A 19,652-nucleotide genomic window follows, 5' to 3' on the forward strand; every position below is an offset into this window, starting at 1 on the left:
GCGGGACCCGTGCGGCGGCCCGCTCTGGAGATCGCCGTCACCTCACCGGCCGGAGCCCGGACCGCCCTCGACCACGGAGCCGATCGCGTCGAACTCTGCACCGGTCTGGAGCTGGGCGGTCTGACCCCGTCGGCCGCCCTGGTGGAGGCGGTCGCCGCCGTGGGCCTGCCGGTCCAGGTACTGGTCCGCTGCCGACCGGGCGACTTCGTCCACGACGCCGAGGAGACCGCCCTGATGGCCGCCGAGGTGCGATCCGTGATCGTCTCCGGCGCCTCCGGTGTGGTGATCGGCGCGCTCACCGCCGACGGCTGCCTCGACACCGAGGCCGTCGCCCGTCTCGCGGCGGCGGCTCACGACACCGGCCGCCCGGTCGAGGTGACACTGCACCGCGCGATCGACCTGTCCTCGGATCCGGTCGCCACCGCCGCGCTGTTGCCCGCGCTGGGACTCACCCGGGTGCTCACCTCCGGCGGCGCCCCGGCCGCCGGGCAGGGACTGGACCGCCTCGCCGCCATGGTCGAGGCCGCGCCCGGCGTGCAGGTCATGGCGGGCGGCGGGGTACGCCCCGCGGACATCCCGGCGCTGACCGCCACCGGTGTGGCGGCCGTCCACCTCTCGGCGAAGCGCCGGGCCGAACCCCGGCGCGGGGCAGCGTGGATCCCCCTCGGCGCGTCCAGCGCGTCCGCCGATCAGGACACCCACTTCGTCACCGACCCGGCCGTGGTCGCCGAGGCCAGGAGGATGCTGGAGCCGCGGACGGCGGCCTGAGGGACCCGGACTCACCGACCGCTCTTCCCCGGGGAGCCCGTCGAGTCCATGGTCCGCCTCGTATCGCGGAGTCGGGCGGGGGCATTGTCCGCCGGTGGGTCCGGCCGTGCCCCGGAAGGCCGGTCCCTCCGGACCGCTCGTACCGCCGGGGTGGCGGAGGGGAGCGAACGGAGAACGGTGCCGAGCGACCCCGCGCGATCCCGTTAGACTCGTCGGCAGGCTGACCCTCGCCCCGACAGGAAGTTTCGGCGGTGCCCAACACACTGCAGGAAATGATCAAACGCAAGTTGGACCAGAACGGCTGGTCCTACAGCGATGTGGCGCGCCGTGGCGGGATCTCCCGCTCGACGGTCCACCATCTGGCCACCTCGGTGCGGCTGGCGCAGCTGCCGCAGCAGACGACCTTGGAGGGCCTCGCCAAGGGGTTGGGCGTACCGGTGGGCCCGGTGCAGCGGGCCGCCGCCGAGGCCGCGGGCGTCAACCTGTACTTCGAGAACGCCCCCGAGACCACGGATCCCGAGGTGGAGATCCTGATCGCGAGTGTGCACAAGCTGACTCCGAAGGACCGTCGCCATGTGGCGGTGCTCATAGAGTCGTTGCTCCAGGAGGAGCAGGCGGAATAGGCCAGGTGCGCGTACGCCGGTCCACCGGGACCGACCGGACACCCTTCATCCGTCAACCGGCCTTCCCGCCACGGCGATCCAGGTGACGACCGTCTGGACCGTGACGTGGTCGAGTTCGGCGATGTCGAAGACGGCCCGTACGTCACCGATCTGCAGCGCGACCCCGGCTGCGTCGAGAGCGGCGTACAGAAGCATGCGGTGCGCCTGGCCCGCGAGGAAGACGCCGGCCGTGCGGGGGGAGGCGTCAGCGGCGAAGGGTGGAGTGGAGTACATGCGTCCGTGCCGTTTCTGGGAGGGCGGGTCGACCGGACGGCCCGGGGCTGCGAAGGGAGTTCGCGGCCCCGGACTGCCGGGCCGGGCTAGCGGACGTGGCGATGCATCGTCACCGTGGGATCGAAGTCGGCCAGGGGGTCGCTGCCGCCGCCCCGAGGAGCGCGTGCCGCCTCCCGGTCCAGGACGGTCTTGACCTCACGGGCGAGTTCGTCGGCGTACTGCCTGATCCGGTCGACCGGCAGGCTCGACGACCGCAGGGCCGCGGCGCGTCGGCCCAGGCCGGCGAGTTCGTCGCGGGCCCGGCCGCTCAGGGTGAACGCTCGTGGGGTGGCGACGACGAACTGGTAGGACCCGGCGAACGTCTCGCAGCCGGCGCAGTGTTCGTTGAGCGCCCGGCTGATGTTGGTGGTGTTGATGAGCCGGGCGTTGCGGCCGGAGGTGGTGACGATCTGGAAGGACAGGGCGATCGAGCGGCACGGAGCGTGCGGAGAGCAGGCGACGGACTCCGCCGTGGCACGGTTGTTGGCCGTCACGGCGACGGACGGACCGTACTCGTGGACCCGGAAGGTCTCGTCGAACTGACGCACATGGGTACGGTCGGCGCGGCTGTGTGCCAGGTCCACGGCGGTCGCGACGTCGTGGGAGATGCCGAGTCCGGTGGCGGCGGACGCCGTACTGGTGGTCATGGCGAGGCCGGCGCCGGCGGCCATGCTGAGGCTCACGGCCGTTTTGGCGACGGTGCCGGTGTGCGGCTTGCGGTGATTCATGTACCTCTCCTGGGATGGTGCGGTGGCCCTGGGTCAGGACGGGCCGGGGCTCGCCGACGTCGGTGCGGTGGTCGACGGTGAAGCGGTCACGGAGGGTGGTGCGGAGGACGCGGATGCCGAGGCCGTCGGACTGGTGGAGGGCGTGACCGTGGAGGTGGCGCCCGGGGGTGAGACGTGCGGGGCCGACGGGGAGGACGTCGTGCGCGCGGTGGACGGCGGTGGTGTTCCGGGGTGGGCGCCGGCAGTGCCGGTCGGCGGGGCTGATGTCCCGACGGTCTCGGGACCGTTGCCCGCGGTGATGGCGCCGGGGTGCCTGACGGGAAGCGGGTCCGGGGAAGGCGGCGCGGCCGGACTGCCGGTCGGACGAGGGGCGTGCGCGCTCTCCGTGGCTCCGGTCCGGGGGACTCCGGGCTGCAGGAGAGGGGCCGCCGGCGCCGAGCGGGGAAGCGGCTCGGGCGTCATGCCCTGCCACCAGGCCGCGGCGAGAGCGCAGACCCCGACGCAGCTCGCGGCTCCCAGGGCGAGCCGCAGCGCGGGCTTGCCCTGGGTCGCCTTGAGGGCCGCCCGGACCAGTCGTACCAGCACCCTCCCGATGAGATAGGCGCCGCCGACCATGGGACATGCGAGCATCAGGGCCCCGATGACGCCGACGGTGCCCGCGGCCGGGTGGCCCGCGCCGAATGCGTCGATCGTGCCGAGCGACTGGTCGACGAGGCCACGGAAAGCGGTCGTGACGATGCGTGGGAGATTCCACAGTGCGTAGGCCGCCTCGGCGATCAGCAGCGGAATCATCGTCAGCACCCAGGTGGCGACGATGGTGCGTGCGGAGCGTTTGAGTCCCACGGTCTCGGCGGGTGCGCGACCGGGGAGCAGGCTCAGCAGGATCGGCTTGACCTTGCCGAACAGATCGGGGACACCGGCCAGGTCGCCGAGGATGTAGTAGCCGTCCAGCCGCAGGGCCGGCATCAGCTGTTCCAGGATCTCGAAGTGCGCGAGGTAGACGGAGGCCAGGAAGAAGGGCTGATCGGTGAGGAGATAGCAGGCGGCGAGAACGAGCATGAAGACGGCGTTGAAGTAGACGCCGCCCAGGCCGGTGCGCAGCCGCCCCCCTCTGTTGATCCGGTAGACGTCGGTGACGTCGGTGTAGAGGGCAGGCCAGATCAGATAGATGCCGCACCCGATCTTCCCCGGGACGGCCCCGCTGTATCTGCAGGCTGAGGCATGGCCGAACTCGTGGAAGAGGAGCGAGGCGACGGTGAGCAGGAACACCGCGAGCATCCACAGGGGTTGCTCCAGCACCTGCAACAGGGGAGTCATGGCCCCGTGGACCGCGAAGAGCCAGATGTCGACGGCAGCGGTGCCCGCCAGGGCGAGAGCCACGATCCACGGCCGGTGCAGCCAGCTGAGCGCCGAGGCGATACGGGCCACCCGTGCCTCGTTGAAGATCACCCGGTGCCCGCGCAGGGACAGCAGGAGATCCGACCTGGGCGCCTTCTCGCACTCCTGGGCCGGCCGGCCCAGCGGGACGGTCACTCCGAGGGGGGTGAGTCTGTTGTCGACGAGGTACGCGATGTTCTCGGCGGTGACCTCGGAGCCGTACCGGCCGCAGACACGATGGGAGATGGTCTCCGTGTCGCGGGTGCCGTCGATGGAGCTGACGACGAGGTAGAGCAGGCGGGAGAGCAGGAGGACCTGGCCGTCGCCCCGGCGGACGACGTATCTGCGGTCGGTGAAACCCGAACCCTGGTATTCGCCGAGGGTCCGCAGCCCGTGGGTGAGATGGGGAACGGGTGGGGCGCTCACCGACGCGGGGATGCCGGATGCGCCGTCCTCCGGAGCGGTGGTGAACGACTCCGGGAGCCATACGGTCCCGGTGGTCGTGGCGGGCGCGGCATCGCCGGGGGCCGGGCGCGTTCCCGTTCGGCCCTGCGGGATGTCGTGTTCAGTGGGCGGCGTCATCACTTCTCCACGGCGCGACTGGCGCCTGGTGTGTACGTGGCTTCTGTCCGCCCCTTCGCGAGGCGTGGGAGAGGCGGCGGGAGCCTCGGCACCGGATGCCCCCGGCCGAGCCGATGTCGACGGTGGCTCGGGGGCGTTGCGGGGCGGGGCGGAGAGACCCGCCCCGCAACGTCGGCGTGCTACTGGTGAACGCTGATGGCCTGCGAAGCCTGGGACTGCGCGACGGCGAGCGGCGAGAACTGGTTCACGGCCGCGGACTCGTTGTGGGCGTCCAGGTTCGCCACCTTCTTCGAGACGGAGGTCATCCTGGTGAGGTTGAACGAGAACCGGGCCAGCGCCTCGCGGCCGGGCAGGAGTTCGGCGGTCTCGGCCTCGAGCTGACTGATGTTCATTTGGATACCCTTCATAGATGTAGGTGTCTGCGGCACGGAAGCGGGTCGCTGACTCGGAAGTCACTCCCGCGGATCGATCCCCCCGCGGGTCCGACCGACGAGGCCGCCTGGCCGGCGGTTCGCCGGTCCGCTCCCGTGCCCGGGTCCGGACAAGTCGCCTGCTCTCGCCGGCCGGGGCGTGGGGCGCCCCGGCCGGCGAGGTCCTGAACGGCAGATCCACGAAAGGGAACACGCTGGTGTGTTCGCGTTCTGCCGTCCAGAGACTCAGGACGTTCTGTCCGGAGGTCCTGGACGGTAATGGAAGGCGGGCGCCTTGCGCAAACCCTCCATACCCGACATTCGTTCAAAGTCGTGCGCCTGTTCTGGTCGTGACGGAGTGTCACCGCGGGACGGCCCGCGAAGTGCCTGGTCGGAGCGGGGGTCCGTCCGGACCGGCGCACCCGTGCGTCCCCGAACGGGCGTCGAATCCCGAACTGGCGTCGACCGCTGGGGCGTTGCGCCGTCCACGGATTCGACCGCCCGGTGGCCGGCCGGGTCGCGGACGCGCGTAGAACCCGGGCTCGGCCGGGGCGCGCCCGGTCACGCCCGCTTCACCGGTCCGCCTGCTCCACGGGAGTGTCCCCGGCGCGGGAGTGGGTCGTCCGTCGCGCTCCGGAGGTCACCGGAACCGGTAGACCGCGAGGATGTCCCCTTCGGCGACCACGTAGGAATCGGGAAGCCAGGTGCCGAAGGTGAGCATGGCGGCCCGCAGGCACTGCAGTTCCGTGGCGTTCAGGACGACGTGCGCCGCCTTGAGCACGTCGGTCCAGCCCGGGTCCCAGGCAGCCGGACGCGATGTCCCGGGGAGGAAGATCACCGGTTCTCCGACACCGCCGCGCACCACGGCGGTCACCGACGATCCCTGTACGAAGAGCACGTGAACAGCCTCTCGACGGAGCGGAATTCGTGACCCGCCGTACCTGAGTGACACACGAGGAGATCCGGGCCCGCTCCTGTGCGGTCACACGGCACACGGCACACGGCACACGGCACACACGTCACACGTGCCGTCGCCGGAGGCGTGTGCCGGCGGTGGGTCGGCACAGCCGGACGGGGAGGGGCGCGGCTCTACGCGGTGGGGACGAGCGGGCCGTTGGCGGTCACCACGGAGGGGAACGGGTAGTGGGGGCCGTCGGTGCCGTGAAGGGTGAGGAGAGGGGTCTCGTCCTCTTGGCAGTGACCCAGGTAGTGCCATCTCTGGCCGTGGCGGTCGCTGTGGTCGAGGGCCAGGTCGTAGACGCGGCCGCCGAGGCAGTAGGGGATCTCGGCGGTCCGGACGGCTTGCTCGAGCAGGCGGGGGACACCGTGTGCGGTGAGGTGGATGCCGACTTCGTCGATCTCTCCGGAGGCGACCTGGGCCTCCCCGCTGCGGTGGGTGTGCGCGGCGGGTGGCGCGCCGACGGCGGTGAGCCAGTACTCCCAGTCCTCGAGCGCGAGGGCGCGGATCTGGACGGTGACGCGTTCGTCGTCCGAGGCGATGTGGGTGAGTTCGAGGCGGTGGGCGTGCGCGGCCCTGAGCCGGTCCGCGGTGGCGGCCGTCCGGTTGACGACCTCCCAGCGGGCGGCGTGTTCGTGGTGTGCCGTCCCGTCGCCGGTTTCGCCGGTGTCGTCCCGTGCGGCGGTCGTGGCCGGTTGCTCGGTGGGGGACGGGTGGGGCGTGCCGCCCGGAATCCCGTGCGGGTGAGCGGTGCCGTCGGCGACGGGAGTCCGCCGGTCGGCACGGGGGAGGACCATCGTGCCCCGGAGTGCGACGATCGGGGGGTGGGGGATCCAGGAGTCGCCGGCGGGTCGCACGTCGGCGGCGTCCGTGGGAGCCCGGCGCGGTGCGGGCGGGCGCGCCGGTCCGGTGGCGAGCTGGGTGAGCGCCCGCTCCGCCGCCGTGGGCTCGGAGGGAACGGGCTGAGGCGCGGCGGTCGCGGGGGCGAAGTCGGTTTGTGGCCGGTCTCGTTGGTCCGGTGATCCGAGAGGGAGGGCGCCGCCCGTGTCGACCAGGCGGCCCAGGGCGTCGAGTTCGGCGATGAAGGTGTGGGCCAACCGGCCCAGACGTCTGGTGAGTTCCTCGATGTCGGTGTGGTTCTCGGGGGTGGCGGTCATGCTGTGGCTCCCGTGCAGGCCTTGCGCAATGAGTTCAGTGCGCGCCATTGGAGGGTCTTGACGGCTCCGGTGGTGGTGCCCAGCGTGCGGGCGGTTTCGACGATGGACATCTCTCCCAGGAAGCGGAGCCGGATGACGGCCTGCTGACGTGGCGTGATGTCCGAGAGGACGTCGTGCAGATCGTCGATGTCCAAGGTGCTGAGGACGGTGTCCTCGGCGGTGTTGACCGGAGGGGTCCAGAGGTCGCCGACCAGGGTGATCTGGTCGACGAAAGTGAGGTGCCGCGTGGAGGCGCCCCGGAAATGGTCGGCGACCACGTTGCGGGCGATGGTGCACAACCAGGCGCGGATGGGTGTGCCGTTCCAGCGGAACGTGGCGATCTTGTTCCACGCCTTGACGAAGACGTCCGAGGTGAGGTCTTCGGTCAGGGCGGCGTTGGATCTGGCCCGCTGTCTGATGAACGCCGCGATCACGTCGCGATGCAGCCGGTACAACTCGCCGAACGCGTCGGGATCGCCCTGCCGGGCACGGGTGATGAGAGCCGGCTCCCCGGGGACCTGAACCTCCGTGGTGCGGGGGCCGGTCGCGGTACGGGTCTGGGTGGTCAATGGTCTGCTCCCGGATCGTGGAGTGGGTACGGGGTGGTGGGCTCGCGGTGCGCGGAGGTCGCTCGGGCGGCCGGGCGTGGAGCGGGACCCGCGCCGGGCCGGCCGTCCGCGCGCACCGGACGGACGGGGGTGGACCGCAGGGCACGCGGGTCGTCGTAGACGAGGGTGTCGAGGCGGACTCCGTAGGCGCCGCGCAGCGTCCAGAGGGTGGCGAGGCTCGGCTGTTTCGTGCCGGCCGCGAGCCGGTGGAGCGTCGACCGGCTGATGCCGGTGCGCTGCGCCACGTCGGTGACGCTCTCGTCGCCGAACTCCCTGGCCTTCACCAGGAGCTTGGCCATGTGGAGGCGGAGCATGGTCAGAGAACCCCCTCAGAGACATGCGTGCGTGTGGCTAACCCACACGCACGCAACATATGCAAGTTGCCAGACGATAGTGACGCAAGGGCATTTTGATTCGCACACAAATGCGAGATCTGCGAAGTGGCCTGCGGGTATATCGATCTAGGCTTTGACCTGCAAAGGTGCACGCGTGCAACCGGCATGCACTGACATGCATGCGCGCTACCCTCCAAAGATGCGGAGCATGGAAGATCCCCCCCATGGGAGTCGGGCAACCTCCCCCCCACCAAGTCTGTCCGGGCGGCAGGCGCAGGCACGCCGGGCCGGTGCGTATCTCACGACGGTCGCGACCGCGGCCGGGTACGACGTGCGGCCGAGACAGGGTGGCCGGGCTCAACTGGCGGCCCTGACCGGCCTGAGCCTGACCACCATCAGCCGGACGCTGGACGGAAAGACCCTGCCGCTGCCCTCACAGCTGACGATGTGGGCGACGGTCCTCGATCTCGATCACCGGAGGCTGCTGGTGGAGACTGGTCACATTCCCGAGCAGAGAGGGCCCCAGGACATGAACCGTGAGGCGGCCTCGGCGCCGCTCTCCCCCGACGAGGCCATGGACGCGTGGGGGATCACGGATCCGATCATCCGCAAGACGCTCAGCGGGACCATCGTGCAGGCCATCCGGCTCCAGGAGGAGCTCGACGCGTCGGACGAACTGCGGGCGGTCGTCGGAGGCGCGTGACGATACGGCCCGAGTCCGGGCCGACCGCCCCGTGGCACTGATCGAGGCGGCCGGTCCGGAACCCCCGGAGCCGGGGCGGGGCGGATGTGCTGAGTCGGGGAGGGGCGGTCCCCACTGTCCGGGCGAGGACCGCCGGCGGGTCCGTCGGTTCCTCCACGGCCCGCGGCGGATCCGCCGTGACGGCGGCACGCGGGCGCCCTGCCGGAGCGTCGAGGTTGCCCGCCCCCTCGCACTCCTGAGGGTCGACGAAGAACACGCGGACCGTGCCTCCCCGTCGAAGGCGGCCCCGGTGCCCGGGAACCACGTCGGGTCGTGAGGATTCCGCCCTGGCCGTCGAGCGGGGTACGCACCGGCGGTGGCGGCGCATGGCCCGGGTGCGGACGGCCCGACACGTCGCCGAGGAGAGCGATGGCCGGCACGACACGGCGCCGGCGGTCCCGGCACCGTCGCTCTCGTCGGTCCCGGCCGCCCTCCCGCCGCTCTGTGAGGCTCCCTCCTGTCGGCTCGTCGAGGCCCTCTCACACATCGGATGTCTTCGTATCCATTCTCTTGACATGTTCTCGCCCGAGCGTCCACTGTGTGCTTCGCCAACTCCCGCATTCTTCCGCTCACTTTCCCGCATGCGCCGCGTATGCCGCGCATTAGGAGCGATCATGCTGCAACGGCACCACACCGCTCGGCGTCTCAGAATGATCCGATCATTAGCTGGAGCAGCTGCCGCGTTCCTGACGGCCGGGCTCCTCGTTCCGACAGTGGCGCAGCCGGCCGCGGCCGCGGCCGTCACCGCCACCACGGCCTGGCAGAACGGCAGTTTCCATGTGGACACACCGAACGTGGTCCGCCGCTCCGACATCGTGCTCGGCAAACCGAACCCGACCGGTGCGCAGTCGCTCCCGCTCGGCAACGGCTCGCTCGGCGCCGCCGTGTGGGCGGCGAACGGATTCACCGCGCAGCTCAACCGCTCCGACACCCTGCCGGGCCGCAAGTCGCCCGGGCAGGTGACCATTCCCGGTCTGTCGAAGCTGACCGGCGCCGCGGACTTCAAGGGCTACCTCGACCTGTACACCGGGGTGCTGAACGAGTCCGGCGGCGGCATGACGCTCAAGGCGTGGGTGTCGGCCACGAAGGACGAACTGGTGGTGGACGTCACCGGAGCCGATCCCGGCACCGCCCAGTCCGCCACGGTCGGCCTCTGGTCCGGGCGCAGTCCGCAGGCGGCGGCCTCGGGAGCGATCGGCACGCTGGCCGAGACATGGGTGGACAACCAGGAAGCCGGCAGTTCCGGGCGGACCTTCGGATCACTGGCCGCACTGAGCGCGGGTGGCCGGAACGTCTCGGCCCAGGTCGTGGGCGGCACACAGGTGAAGGTGAACTTCACGCCCAACGCCGACGGTTCGTTCCGGGTGATCGCGGGCGCACCCACCTGGACCGGTGGCAATGCCGGCAGCACCGCCTCCGCGCTGCTGGGCTCGGACCCCGGCGCGGCGGAGTCCGCCCTGTTGTCCACCCAGCAGTCCTGGTGGGCGAACTACTGGGCCGACAGTGGACTGTTGGTGGCCAACTCGGCCGACGGCCAGGCCCCGTACATGGAGTCGCTGCGCACGATCTATCTGTTCATGGAGGCCGCCTCGATGCGGGGCGCCGTCCCCGGCAGCCAAGCGGGCGTCGCCGACATGTTCAACTTCGGTCAGGACCACCAGAACTGGACGCCGTCGGCGACGTGGCTGTGGAATCTGCGCACGCAGATCTCGGCGAACATGAGCAGTGCCAACTTCGCCCTCAACATCCCGATCTTCAACCTCTACCAGAACAATCTGCCGGCCATCGAGGCCTGGACGAAACAGCAGATGGGCGGACTGGCGGGGGCCTGCGTGCCGGAGGTCATGCGGTTCAACGGCAACGGCGGCGACCCGTCGCCCGGCGCCAACGCGGCCTGCAGCCGGCCCGGGAGCCCCAACTGGAACGCCCTCAACGTCACCTCCGGCGCGGAGATCAGCCTCTACGTGTGGCAGCAGTACCAGTACACCGGTGACCTGGACTTCCTGCGCACGTACTACCCGTTGATGCGGGACTCGGCGACCTTCCTGCTGGCGTACCAGAAAGTGGGATCCGACGGGAAACTGCACGCGGTGGCGAACGCGCACGAGACACAGTGGGCGGTGCAGGACCCGACCACCGACCTCGCCGCCGACGCCGCGCTGTTCCCCGCCGTGGTCAGCGCCGCGAAGCTGCTGAACACCGACACCTCCCTGCAGTCCCAACTCACCACCGCGCTCGGCCAGATCCCGCCGTGGGCGCGTACGGACTACGGCCACACCCAGGTCCTGCCGCCGTCGGCGGACTCCGCCGGCAACGACGTCATCGCCTGGTCCTACCAGCCGACGGCGACGATCAGGAACGGCGAGAACATCGACCTGGAGCCGGTGTGGCCGTTCAACCTCGTCACGGACGACCCCGGCCCGCTGCACGACCTCGCGGTGCGCACCTACAACCACCGGGTGTTCTACGGCGCGGGCAACGACTGGAACATGGACGCGATCCACGCCGCGCGCCTCGGCATGGCCGGTGAGGTCGCCTCCCGGCTGGCCGCCATCACCCAGGCTCACCAGGTCTATATCAACGGACTGGCGGACCTGGGCAGCACCGTCGGCACCGAGGGCTACATCGAGCAGGTCGCCGGTGTGGCCACCGCGCTCGACGAGGCACTCGTACAGGACTACGACGGCACCCTCCGGATCGCCCCGGCCTGGCCTTCCGGCTGGGACGTCAGCGGCACCGTCGCGGTGCAGGGGAACTCCAAGGTGAGCGTGCAGGTGCAGGGCGGCAGCCCGGTCACCGTGGCCATCCGGGCCGGTTCGTCGGGGACCATGAAGGTCCGCACCCCCTGGCCCGGCAAGGCGGTCCAGGTCGTCAACGGCTCCGGCGGCGCGGTGGTGGTCCCCTCCACCACCGCCGGTACCTTCAACGTGCCGGTCGTCTCCGGCCAGTCCTACCTGGTCGAGCAGGTCGCGGCCCCCACCACCGCGCTGCCGTACGCACAGGTCTCCGGGTCCCCGGCGACCACCGCCAGACATCTGGGCACCGTACAGATCGGCCTCGACGGCAGCGGCGGCGGCACACCCGGCAACGGCTCCGTGGTCTCCCTGAAGGCCCACGCCAACGGCGACTACGTCACGGCCGACAACGGCGGCGCCGATCCGCTGATCGCCAGCCGCACCGCCATCGGCCCCTGGGAGCAGTTCGACCTGATCGACCAGGGCAACGGCTCCGTCGCGCTCCGCGCGCACGCCAACAACAAGTACGTCACCGCCGACAACGCCGGCGCCGACCCGCTGCTGGCCAAGGTGGACGCCGTGGGTACCTGGGAGCAGTTCCAGCTGGTCCACAACGGCGACGGAAGCGTCAGCCTCAAGTCCCTGGTCAACGGCAACTACGTCACCGCCGAGAGCGCGGGCGCCGATCCGCTGATCGCCAACCGCACGGCGATCGGACCCTGGGAGGAATTCGACCTGATCAACGACTGACCTCGGCGCGACCGGCCGCGCACGCGACCGGCCGGGCCCGGCGATCCCGCCGGGCCCGAGCGCGATCCGTTGACGCGTGGTCCCTTGACGCGCGTTCCCCGTCGATAGAGTGAGGGCGTGGAGCGCAGGCGCAGGGAGCCGGACGACGTGTTCGTCGGGGACGCGTGGAGCACGGTGTCGCCCCGGGCGGACCGTGCGCTGTGGTGGGGGACCGCCGGTGTGGTGCTCACCGTCCTCGGCACCGCGGTGGTCGTAGTCGGCGTGGAGCACGGCCCGCGGCTGCCCGTCGCCCTGGCCCTCGTCCTCGTACAGGTCTGCGCCCTGAGGTGGCAGCTGCGCGCCCCGGTCCTCGTCCTGGCGGCGAACGCGGTGACGGGGCTCGTCGTATGGGCGTTGCTGCCCGCGGTGTCGCTGACGGGAGCGCTGCTCGCCGCGCAGACGACGCTGTGCGTGCTGTCGGCCACCCGACCGCGACGGGTCTCGGTCCGCGCGCTCGCTGCCATGTGTCTGCCGGCGCCGCTGGCGTTCGGGGCGGGCGGCGGCCCTGCGACGACGGTCTGTCTGCTGTCGGTGGTGCTGGCGTGGACCGCGGGCCAGTGGCGCAGGGCGCAGTGGGCGCGCACCAGGGCGGAGGCGCGCCGGGCCGTCATGGAGGAGCGTGCGCGGATCGCGCGCGAGGTGCACGACGTCGTCGCGCACACCCTGTCGGTGATGGTCATTCAGGCGGGCGCCGCCGACGACGTGTTCACGAAGCGGCCCGACCAGGCACGTCAGGCGCTGCGGGCCATCGAGACGGGCGCCCGGGACGCGCTGGGCGAACTACGGCTGCTGCTACGTGCGTTCGGCCCCGACGCCGAGGTCATCCGGGCCGAAGGGCGCCGCGAGCCGGAGCCCTCGCTCGCGCGCCTGGACGAACTGGCGGATCCGCTGCGCGCGACCGGCATGGCCGTCCTGGTGCACCGTGAGGGCGACACCGCCGGTCTGCCGGCCGCGGTCGATCTGGCCGCGTACCGGATCGTCCAGGAGGCCCTCACCAACGCGCTGCGCCACGCCGTCGGCGCCGACGAGGTGAGGGTGCGCGTGACCGCCGACGGAGGGTGCGTGGAGGTCACGGTGATCGACAACGGGCTTAGCACGTACGGCGGTCCGAGCGTCCGGGGAGCGGGACGCGGGCTTGTGGGGATGGAGGAGCGGGTCCGGCTCGTGGGAGGCAGCCTGCACGCCGGCGCGCTCCCCGGAGGCGGGTTCGAGGTGGCGGCGCGGCTGCCGGTGGAGCGCGCGTCATGACGCTGCGTGTGGTGGTCGCCGACGACCAGACCCTGGTCCGGACCGGATTTCGCATGATCATCGACGCCAGGGACGACCTGGAGGTGGTCGGCGAGGCCGCCGACGGCCGGGAAGCGGTGCGGCTCACCCGCGAACTGGCGCCCGACGTCGTGCTGATGGACGTACGGATGCCGGTCCTGGACGGCATCGAGGCGACCCGGCGCATCGCGGCGAGCGGCAGTGCGGCCCGGGTGCTCGTCCTCACCACCTGGGACGCCGATGCCCACGTGGTCGCCGCCCTGCGGGCCGGGGCGAGCGGGTTCCTGCTCAAGGACATGCGCCCCGGCGAGCTCGTCGACGCGATCCGCGTCACCGCCCGGGGCGACGCACTGCTGGCACCGGCCGTGCTGAGCCGCGTCCTCGACCGGTTCCTGCGGACGACGCCCGACCCCGCGCCGCCGCCGCCCGTCGCGGACCTCTCCGGTCGCGAGCGGGAGGTGCTGACCCTGATCGGGCAGGCGCTGTCGAACGCGGAGATCGCCGTGCGGCTGTGCCTCTCGGAGGCCACCGTGAAGAACCATGTCACCGCGGTGCTGCGCAAGCTCGGCCTGCGCGACCGCGTCCAGGCCGTCGTCGCCGCCTACGACCACGGCCTCGTGCGACCCCACCGCCCCTGAAGACGGCGCCTCCTCCTCCAGGAGGAGGCCGGGCCGGGACCCCTACCGGGTTCCCAGCGGCAGCCCGTCCCACCGGCCGATCCCCGGCCGGGGTGACCGGCCCTAGCGTCGACGTGTGACCGACGACCTGCCCAGCCTCGTGTACCTGCTCGCCTACGACGACGCGGCCCAGGGCCCGTACGACCGCGCCCGGACCGGACTGCTGGTCCGCGCCGCCACTCTGATCGACCTCGCGTCGCGCGGCCGGCTGGGGGAGGACGGCGGCACCGTCACCGTGTCCGGCACGGAACCGACCGGCAACACCGTCCTGGACGCCGCGCTGCGCGACGCCGCCGGGCACGGCTGGAAGCAGCTCGTGCGCCGCCGTCGCCGACGGACCCTGACCGAGGTGGAGGACCTGCTCGCGCGTGCGGGACTCCTCACCGTGCGGGAGCCCCGTACACATTTCGGCTCACGGCGCCTGACCCCGACCGACCGCGCCGCGCCTGCCGCCGTCCGCGCCCGCGCGACCGCCGTGCTGCGCGGAGAGGGTGACGTGCGGGAGATCCCCGTCGCCGACGCCGCGCTGCTCGCGCTCGCCGCGGCGGGCGGTGTCCGCTCGGTCCTCTCCCGTCAGGACGAGAAGACGTTCCGGACCCGGATCGACGCCTGCACGGGGCGGCTGGGCACCCTCGCGCCCGGTCTGGAGAAAGCCGTACGCGCCCTGCCGACGACCATGATCGCCGCTCAGGGCGGCATGGGCGGCGGCTGACCGGACGGGAAGCCGGTTCCTGTCCTTCCGCGCCCGGGCCTTCCCGGCCGGCGGGACGGGCCGCGGCCTCCGACGGCGGCCCCGCACGGCCCGCCCTGTCCTCCGCCCACCCGGCGGAGCCGCACCGCCACCCGCGCGATGGAGCAGTACCCAAGCCGTACCCGCTGCCCGTGCTGCGGGGACCGGTGGACCAACGACCGCTGACCGGGCGGACGGCGGCGCCCGCGGCCGAGACGGTGACCCGGCCTCGTACGACGGAGCGCGGTTCCCTACCGACGCCGCGGACCCCGACCAGGGAGAGCCGACCACGCGGACGCGGGCGACGCGCCCGCACGACCACGATCCGAGGAACGATGAGCGGACACCGCCTTCTGACCACCCTGTGCTGCGCCCTGCTCGCCGTGACGGCGACGGCCTGGACCACGGCGCGGCCCCCGAAGCCCGTCCGGCAGGACACCACCGCGACCGTACGCACCCACGAGGGTGCGGTGCGGGGCGCCGCCCACGACGGCTACCTCACCTTCGAGGGCATCCCCTACGCGGCACCTCCCGTCGGCGGGCTGCGCTGGAAGCCGCCCCGCCCCGCGGCACCCTGGTCCGGGGTGCGGGACGCGACCCGGCCCACGAGCGCGTGCCCGCAGCCGGCCGGCGAGGTACCGGGCGGCAGCACCGACGAGGACTGCCTCCATCTGAACGTCACCAGGCCGGAGGGCGCGGGAGGGGCACGCCCCCGGCCGGTGATCGTGTGGCTGCACGGAGGTGGCCTCACCACCGGGGCGGCAAGCTCGTACGACGCCCATCGCCTGGCCGTCCGGGGTGACGTCGTGGTCGTCACCGTCGACTACCGCCTCGGAGCCCTCGGTTTCCTCGCGCACCGCGGGCTGCCCGGCTCCGGCACCTTCGGACTGGCCGACCAGCAGGCGGCACTGCGCTGGGTGCGCGCCGAGATCGGCGCCTTCGGCGGTGATCCGCACGACGTGACACTGGCGGGAGAGTCGGCGGGCGGCTACAGCGTCTGCGCCCAGCTCGCCTCACCCACCGCCACCGGGCTCTTCGAGCGGGCCGTCATCGAGAGCGGTCCCTGCACGGGCCGCGGCGACAGGCCGTTCGCACCGTCCTCCGTCGCACTGGCGACGGCCCGCGGAGAGGGGGCCGAGTTCGCGGCCGGGGTCGGCTGCGGTGCCGCCCCCGATGTTCCGGCGTGCCTGCGCCGGGTACCCGTCTCCCGCCTGCTCGCGGCCCAGGACACCGATCAACAGCCCGCCCACGAGACCCCGTTGCTGCCCGCCGACCCGGCGGCGGCCCTCGCGGCGGGGCGCTTCCACCGGGTCCCGGTACTCATCGGCGACAACCACGACGAGGGCAACGGCTGGGCCGCCGGAATCATCCAGGCGGGCAACCCCGTCACCCCGGACACCTGGCCCGGGGTCGTGGCCGCCTTCTTCCCGGCCCCAGGGCAGGCGCAGGCGATCGTGCGTGAGTACCCGGTGCACCGCGCCGACGGCGGCCCGGTGTTCGGCGCGGTCATCGGAGACGCGGACTTCGCCTGCCCGACGGCATCCGCCGGCCGTCTGCTGGCAGCCGAAGTCCCGGTCTGGCGCTACGAGTTCGCCGACGAGCACGCGCCACCGCTCACCCCGGGCACGCCCCCGTTCCCGCTCGGCGCGCCCCACGCGGCCGAACTGCCCTACCTGTTCGACCTCGGCGGCCGCTCCCGCGATCTGACCGCGGCCCAGCACCGGCTGGCCGACACCATGATCGACTACTGGACGCGCTTCGCCCGGACCGGCGACCCGAACGGTCCTTCCTCGCCGCACTGGTCGCGCCGCGCGGTGCTGTCCCTGGCGCCGGACCACATCGTTCCCACCCACAGCGTGATCTCCCGCCACCACTGCGCGTTCTGGGACGCGCTCGGGTGACCACGAAGACGTCGGCCGTGCGCCGGCGGCCCCGGAAACCGGCCCAAGGACCCCTCGCGCCGAACCCCTCGCGCCCCGCCGTCAACTCTGCGCCGGATCCACCACCGAACCCACGAGAACCCCACCGTACGAACTCTGAGGAGACCCTCATGCAGGAAACGCTCGCCCGGCGGCTGACGGGCCTCGCCGGCATCGCCACCGCGGCCGCCTTCATCGTCCAAGTGCCCTTGTATTTCGTCTACTCCGGTTCGCCGCCCGACGCGAACGTCCTCACGAGGTTACTGATCGGCATCCTCGCGCTGGCGTTCCTGATCGTCTTCGCCATGGCCTTCCGCGAACTGGTCACACAGGCGAACCCCGCCTACGAATGGGTCGGCACGCTCGCCTTCGCCACCGGACTGGTCTACGCGACGGTCACCCTGGTCTCCAGCGGGCTGGAAGCCGGCGCGGTCATCGCCGCCGACCGTCCGGTCGACCCGACCGTCACGGTCAGCGGTACCTACGTCCTCTACGGGTCGATCGGCCGGCTCCTGCTCGCGCTCTTCCTGACCGCCATCGGCTTCGCGATCTCCCGTACCCACGCACTGCCGCGCTGGACGGGACGCTCCGCCTTCGTCCTGGCGGCCGCCAACCTGGCCTTCGTGCCGTCCCTGTTCTTCGGAAACACTCCCGCGCACTTCTACGCGGCGAACGGCTGGGGCACCACGGCCCTGATGGGAGCGGTCTTCAGCTACTGGCTGCTCGCCCTGGGCATCTCCACCTACCGCGGTGCCACACGGCGTACGCCCGCCGGCCCGGCGGAGCCGCGGTACTGACGCCCCGACGCGGCCGACACGGCGCCCTTCCTCCTCACCACCCGTCGTCAGCCGGGCTGGAAGAAGGCGAGCATTTTCCGGGCGGCGTCCGGTGAGGTCAGCAGCTCATGCAGGTCCGCGGACATCCGGGCGGCCGCACCGGACCGTGCGAACATCTCGCGTTCGTACTCCTCGACGGCGGCGGGCATGTGGTCCGGGTGCGCGGCCAGCGCGAGACCGAGCAGGGCGCCGTCGAGCAGCGCCATGTTGGCGCCCTGCCCCACCGGTGGCATCAGGTGCGCGGCATCGCCGAGCAACGTGACGCCCGGAGTCGACGGCCAGGTCAGCCCGACCGGGAGGGAGGTGATCGCCCGCGGCACGACCTGATCGTCGCAGGCGGCGATCAGCGAGGTGAAGCGGGAGTCCCAGCCGGGGAGGAGGTCGATCAGCCGCGCCCGGGCGGCGGCCGGGTCGTGGAACGGGATCCCGCAGGTGGCGAACCAGTCCTCGTCGGTGTGGTAGAAGCTGAGGCCGATACGGACGCGCCCGTCGCCGTTGCGCTGTGCCGCCAGGGACAGTCCGTCGCCGAGCACCCAGTAGTTGCCGCGCCCGACCATCGCCGCGAGGTCGGGGTGCGTGCGGTCGATGTCGGGGATCCCGACCTCGACGATGTTCTGGCCGATGTGGGTCGGACGGGCGTCGGTGAGCAGCGCGCGGACCCGGGACTGCGCGCCGTCCGCGCCGACCAGCAGGTCGTACGGCGCGCTGCCGCCGTCCGCGAAGCGCAGCAGGCCGTCCGCCGCGGACAGGTACGCGTGCCCCCAGCGCACCACTCCCTCGGGGAGGGAGTCCAGGAACAGATCGCGGAGATCGGCGCGGTCGACCTCGGGCCGGTCGAGCGGGGCGTCGTCGGGTGTGTCCTCCTGGAGCAACAAGGTGCCGTCCGGCTCCAGGAGGCGCATGTCCTGGCCCTCACCACGGGCTATCGCGTGGAACCGGTCGATCAGTCCGGCCTCGCGCAGCGCCCGCTGGCCGGAGTGGATGTCGAGCATGCCGCCCTGGCCGCGCGCGTCGCGTGACGACTCCCGCTCGTACACCACGGAATCCATCCCGTGCACGTGCAGCACCCGGGCGAGAGCCAGGCCGCCGAGGCCGGCTCCGACGATGGCGATGGTCATGACCACTTCCCCTCGATACACCGTATGGGTCGATACACTGTATCGAGCGATGCGATGTATGGTGACCGGCATGTTGGTGTGGGAGAGGCCGGAGCCGCCGGATCGGCCCGTACCGGCCCCGTTGAGCCGGGACCGGATCGTGCGAGCGGCGATCCGGCTGGCGGACGCGGACGGCCTGGAGGCGGTGTCGCTGCGCAAGGTCGCCACCGCGCTGGACGTCCGGCCGATGCGGCTGTACGGCTACATCGCAGGCAAGGAGGAGTTGCTCGACCTCATGGTCGACGCCGTCCACGCCGAGATCCGGCCGGCCGGCGACGGCCGGCGGGAGGTGCTCCGGTCCCTCGCGGAGTCCACTCGGCGTGCCGCGCACGCGCACGAATGGCTGGCCGATCTCCTGGGCGGCCGTCCCCAGCTCGGGCCGCAGGCGCTGGCCACCGGGGACGCGGTGGTCGCCGTGCTGGACGGAGCGGACCTGGACGACATCATGCCGGTGGTCGCCGCGGTCAACGCCTACGCGATCGGAGCGGTGCGCCGGGAGATCGCCGAGCGGCGAGCCGAGCGGGCCACCGGAATGGACGAGAGACGGTGGCAGGTCGCGCTCGGGCCCTATCTGGAGCGCACCTTCGCCACCGGCCGTTTCCCCGCGCTGGCCAGGGTGGTGCGCGACGCCGCCCATCTGGACGCCGACCGCACGTTCCGGCTCGGTCTCGACTGCCTGCTCGACGGCATCGAGGCACGCATCGCGCGGTGAGGCACGGCCCGACGGCCGTACCGGTACCGCCCACGCCCCGGGGCGCGACCGGCCCACCAGGCCGGTCCGGTCGGTCTTGAGACGCCGACGTCCACCGGCCCGCGAGGCCGCGGGCCCGTACCGGGAACAGCGGGCAAGGTCCGCACGGTTGGATGTACCGGGGACCGGCACCACCCGGGCGGATGGACACGA

19 protein-coding genes are annotated in these 19,652 nt (G+C 72.1%); 10 read left to right on the top strand and 9 right to left on the bottom strand.

What is annotated here, in order from left to right:
* Positions 1-9 precede the first annotated feature (9 nt).
* Together OG776_RS36295 and OG776_RS36300 are read left to right on the top strand one after the other, a co-directional pair.
* Positions 10-768: a copper homeostasis protein CutC gene (locus OG776_RS36295; protein ID WP_148011546.1), complete on the top strand. Its 759-nt coding sequence runs from the start codon at positions 10-12 to the stop codon at positions 766-768.
* 272 nt (positions 769-1,040) lie between these two features.
* Positions 1,041-1,391, top strand: a complete 351-nt coding sequence (locus OG776_RS36300; RefSeq protein ID WP_261994727.1) for a helix-turn-helix domain-containing protein — start codon at positions 1,041-1,043, stop codon at positions 1,389-1,391.
* A 45-nt stretch (positions 1,392-1,436) separates the two neighbouring features.
* On the opposite strand, the gene OG776_RS36305 is transcribed toward OG776_RS36300, so the two are convergent.
* From OG776_RS36305 to OG776_RS36340, 8 genes are all read right to left on the bottom strand, one after another.
* Complete coding sequence (locus OG776_RS36305; protein WP_148011466.1) at positions 1,437-1,664, bottom strand: hypothetical protein; 228 nt, start codon at positions 1,662-1,664, stop codon at positions 1,437-1,439.
* Positions 1,665-1,750: 86 nt separating this feature from the next.
* Positions 1,751-2,431, bottom strand: a complete 681-nt coding sequence (locus OG776_RS36310; protein WP_329323193.1) for a hypothetical protein — start codon at positions 2,429-2,431, stop codon at positions 1,751-1,753.
* Positions 2,432-2,464: 33 nt separating this feature from the next.
* Positions 2,465-4,390 (bottom strand): hypothetical protein, encoded by a 1,926-nt coding sequence (locus tag OG776_RS36315; protein WP_329323194.1) that lies wholly within the window; start codon positions 4,388-4,390, stop codon positions 2,465-2,467.
* A gap of 179 nt (positions 4,391-4,569) precedes the next feature.
* Positions 4,570-4,782: a hypothetical protein gene (locus tag OG776_RS36320; protein WP_148011464.1), complete on the bottom strand. Its 213-nt coding sequence runs from the start codon at positions 4,780-4,782 to the stop codon at positions 4,570-4,572.
* 658 nt (positions 4,783-5,440) lie between these two features.
* Complete coding sequence (locus tag OG776_RS36325) at positions 5,441-5,698, bottom strand: hypothetical protein (RefSeq protein ID WP_148011463.1); 258 nt, start codon at positions 5,696-5,698, stop codon at positions 5,441-5,443.
* Between the two features lie 191 nt (positions 5,699-5,889).
* Positions 5,890-6,915 (bottom strand): BN159_2729 family protein, encoded by a 1,026-nt coding sequence (locus OG776_RS36330; protein WP_148011462.1) that lies wholly within the window; start codon positions 6,913-6,915, stop codon positions 5,890-5,892.
* The gene (locus OG776_RS36335; RefSeq protein ID WP_148011461.1) at positions 6,912-7,523 is read right to left on the bottom strand and encodes an RNA polymerase sigma factor; all 612 of its coding nucleotides are present in this window, start codon (positions 7,521-7,523) and stop codon (positions 6,912-6,914) included. Before OG776_RS36335 ends, OG776_RS36330 begins: the two co-directional genes overlap by 4 nt.
* Entirely contained in the window at positions 7,520-7,876 is a 357-nt protein-coding gene (locus OG776_RS36340) for a helix-turn-helix domain-containing protein (RefSeq protein WP_148011460.1), read from the bottom strand. Before OG776_RS36340 ends, OG776_RS36335 begins: the two co-directional genes overlap by 4 nt.
* A 352-nt stretch (positions 7,877-8,228) precedes the next feature.
* On the opposite strand from OG776_RS36340, the gene OG776_RS36345 reads away from it, so the two are divergent.
* The 7 genes from OG776_RS36345 (at position 8,229) to OG776_RS36375 (ending at position 17,552) form a co-directional block, all read left to right on the top strand.
* Positions 8,229-8,600, top strand: a complete 372-nt coding sequence (locus OG776_RS36345; protein WP_261994725.1) for a transcriptional regulator — start codon at positions 8,229-8,231, stop codon at positions 8,598-8,600.
* A 752-nt stretch (positions 8,601-9,352) separates the two neighbouring features.
* On the top strand, positions 9,353-12,124 hold the full coding sequence (locus OG776_RS36350) for a fascin domain-containing protein (protein WP_148011458.1): 2,772 nt from the start codon (positions 9,353-9,355) through the stop codon (positions 12,122-12,124).
* A gap of 117 nt (positions 12,125-12,241) precedes the next feature.
* Positions 12,242-13,411, top strand: coding sequence for a sensor histidine kinase (locus tag OG776_RS36355; RefSeq protein ID WP_187285781.1), 1,170 nt, complete (start codon positions 12,242-12,244; stop codon positions 13,409-13,411).
* On the top strand, positions 13,408-14,067 hold the full coding sequence (locus OG776_RS36360; protein WP_148011457.1) for a response regulator: 660 nt from the start codon (positions 13,408-13,410) through the stop codon (positions 14,065-14,067). Before OG776_RS36355 ends, OG776_RS36360 begins: the two co-directional genes overlap by 4 nt.
* A 115-nt stretch (positions 14,068-14,182) precedes the next feature.
* Positions 14,183-14,818 carry a GPP34 family phosphoprotein gene (locus tag OG776_RS36365; RefSeq protein ID WP_148011456.1) on the top strand — a complete coding sequence of 212 codons (636 nt, stop codon included), beginning with the start codon at positions 14,183-14,185 and terminating at the stop codon, positions 14,816-14,818.
* 353 nt (positions 14,819-15,171) lie between these two features.
* Complete coding sequence (locus OG776_RS36370) at positions 15,172-16,737, top strand: carboxylesterase/lipase family protein (RefSeq protein ID WP_148011455.1); 1,566 nt, start codon at positions 15,172-15,174, stop codon at positions 16,735-16,737.
* A gap of 149 nt (positions 16,738-16,886) precedes the next feature.
* Positions 16,887-17,552, top strand: coding sequence for a hypothetical protein (locus OG776_RS36375; protein ID WP_148011454.1), 666 nt, complete (start codon positions 16,887-16,889; stop codon positions 17,550-17,552).
* Between the two features lie 47 nt (positions 17,553-17,599).
* Here the strand turns inward: OG776_RS36375 and OG776_RS36380 are convergent, their stop codons facing one another.
* Positions 17,600-18,709: an FAD-dependent oxidoreductase gene (locus OG776_RS36380; RefSeq protein ID WP_148011453.1), complete on the bottom strand. Its 1,110-nt coding sequence runs from the start codon at positions 18,707-18,709 to the stop codon at positions 17,600-17,602.
* Between the two features lie 70 nt (positions 18,710-18,779).
* Between OG776_RS36380 and OG776_RS36385 the strand changes: the two genes are divergently transcribed.
* Positions 18,780-19,460, top strand: a complete 681-nt coding sequence (locus tag OG776_RS36385) for a TetR/AcrR family transcriptional regulator (RefSeq protein ID WP_148011452.1) — start codon at positions 18,780-18,782, stop codon at positions 19,458-19,460.
* Positions 19,461-19,652: the final 192 nt, after the last annotated feature.

It is taken from the genome of Streptomyces sp. NBC_01689, assembly GCF_036250675.1.
In the GTDB taxonomy this organism is placed as follows: domain Bacteria; phylum Actinomycetota; class Actinomycetes; order Streptomycetales; family Streptomycetaceae; genus Streptomyces.

Excerpts from the sequence above, each read along its gene's own strand:
- OG776_RS36300 (WP_261994727.1), top strand. The coding sequence starts at position 1,041 with ATGATCAAACGCAAGTTGGACCAGAACGGCTGGTCCTACAGCGATGTG.
- OG776_RS36305 (WP_148011466.1), bottom strand. The coding sequence starts at position 1,664 with ATGTACTCCACTCCACCCTTCGCCGCTGACGCCTCCCCCCGCACGGCC.
- OG776_RS36310 (WP_329323193.1), bottom strand. The coding sequence starts at position 2,431 with ATGAATCACCGCAAGCCGCACACCGGCACCGTCGCCAAAACGGCCGTG.
- OG776_RS36315 (WP_329323194.1), bottom strand. The coding sequence starts at position 4,390 with ATGACGCCGCCCACTGAACACGACATCCCGCAGGGCCGAACGGGAACG.
- OG776_RS36320 (WP_148011464.1), bottom strand. The coding sequence starts at position 4,782 with ATGAACATCAGTCAGCTCGAGGCCGAGACCGCCGAACTCCTGCCCGGC.
- OG776_RS36330 (WP_148011462.1), bottom strand. The coding sequence starts at position 6,915 with ATGACCGCCACCCCCGAGAACCACACCGACATCGAGGAACTCACCAGA.
- OG776_RS36340 (WP_148011460.1), bottom strand. The coding sequence starts at position 7,876 with ATGCTCCGCCTCCACATGGCCAAGCTCCTGGTGAAGGCCAGGGAGTTC.
- OG776_RS36360 (WP_148011457.1), top strand. The coding sequence starts at position 13,408 with ATGACGCTGCGTGTGGTGGTCGCCGACGACCAGACCCTGGTCCGGACC.
- OG776_RS36370 (WP_148011455.1), top strand. The coding sequence starts at position 15,172 with ATGAGCGGACACCGCCTTCTGACCACCCTGTGCTGCGCCCTGCTCGCC.
- OG776_RS36375 (WP_148011454.1), top strand. The coding sequence starts at position 16,887 with ATGCAGGAAACGCTCGCCCGGCGGCTGACGGGCCTCGCCGGCATCGCC.
- OG776_RS36380 (WP_148011453.1), bottom strand. The coding sequence starts at position 18,709 with ATGACCATCGCCATCGTCGGAGCCGGCCTCGGCGGCCTGGCTCTCGCC.
- OG776_RS36385 (WP_148011452.1), top strand. The coding sequence starts at position 18,780 with ATGTTGGTGTGGGAGAGGCCGGAGCCGCCGGATCGGCCCGTACCGGCC.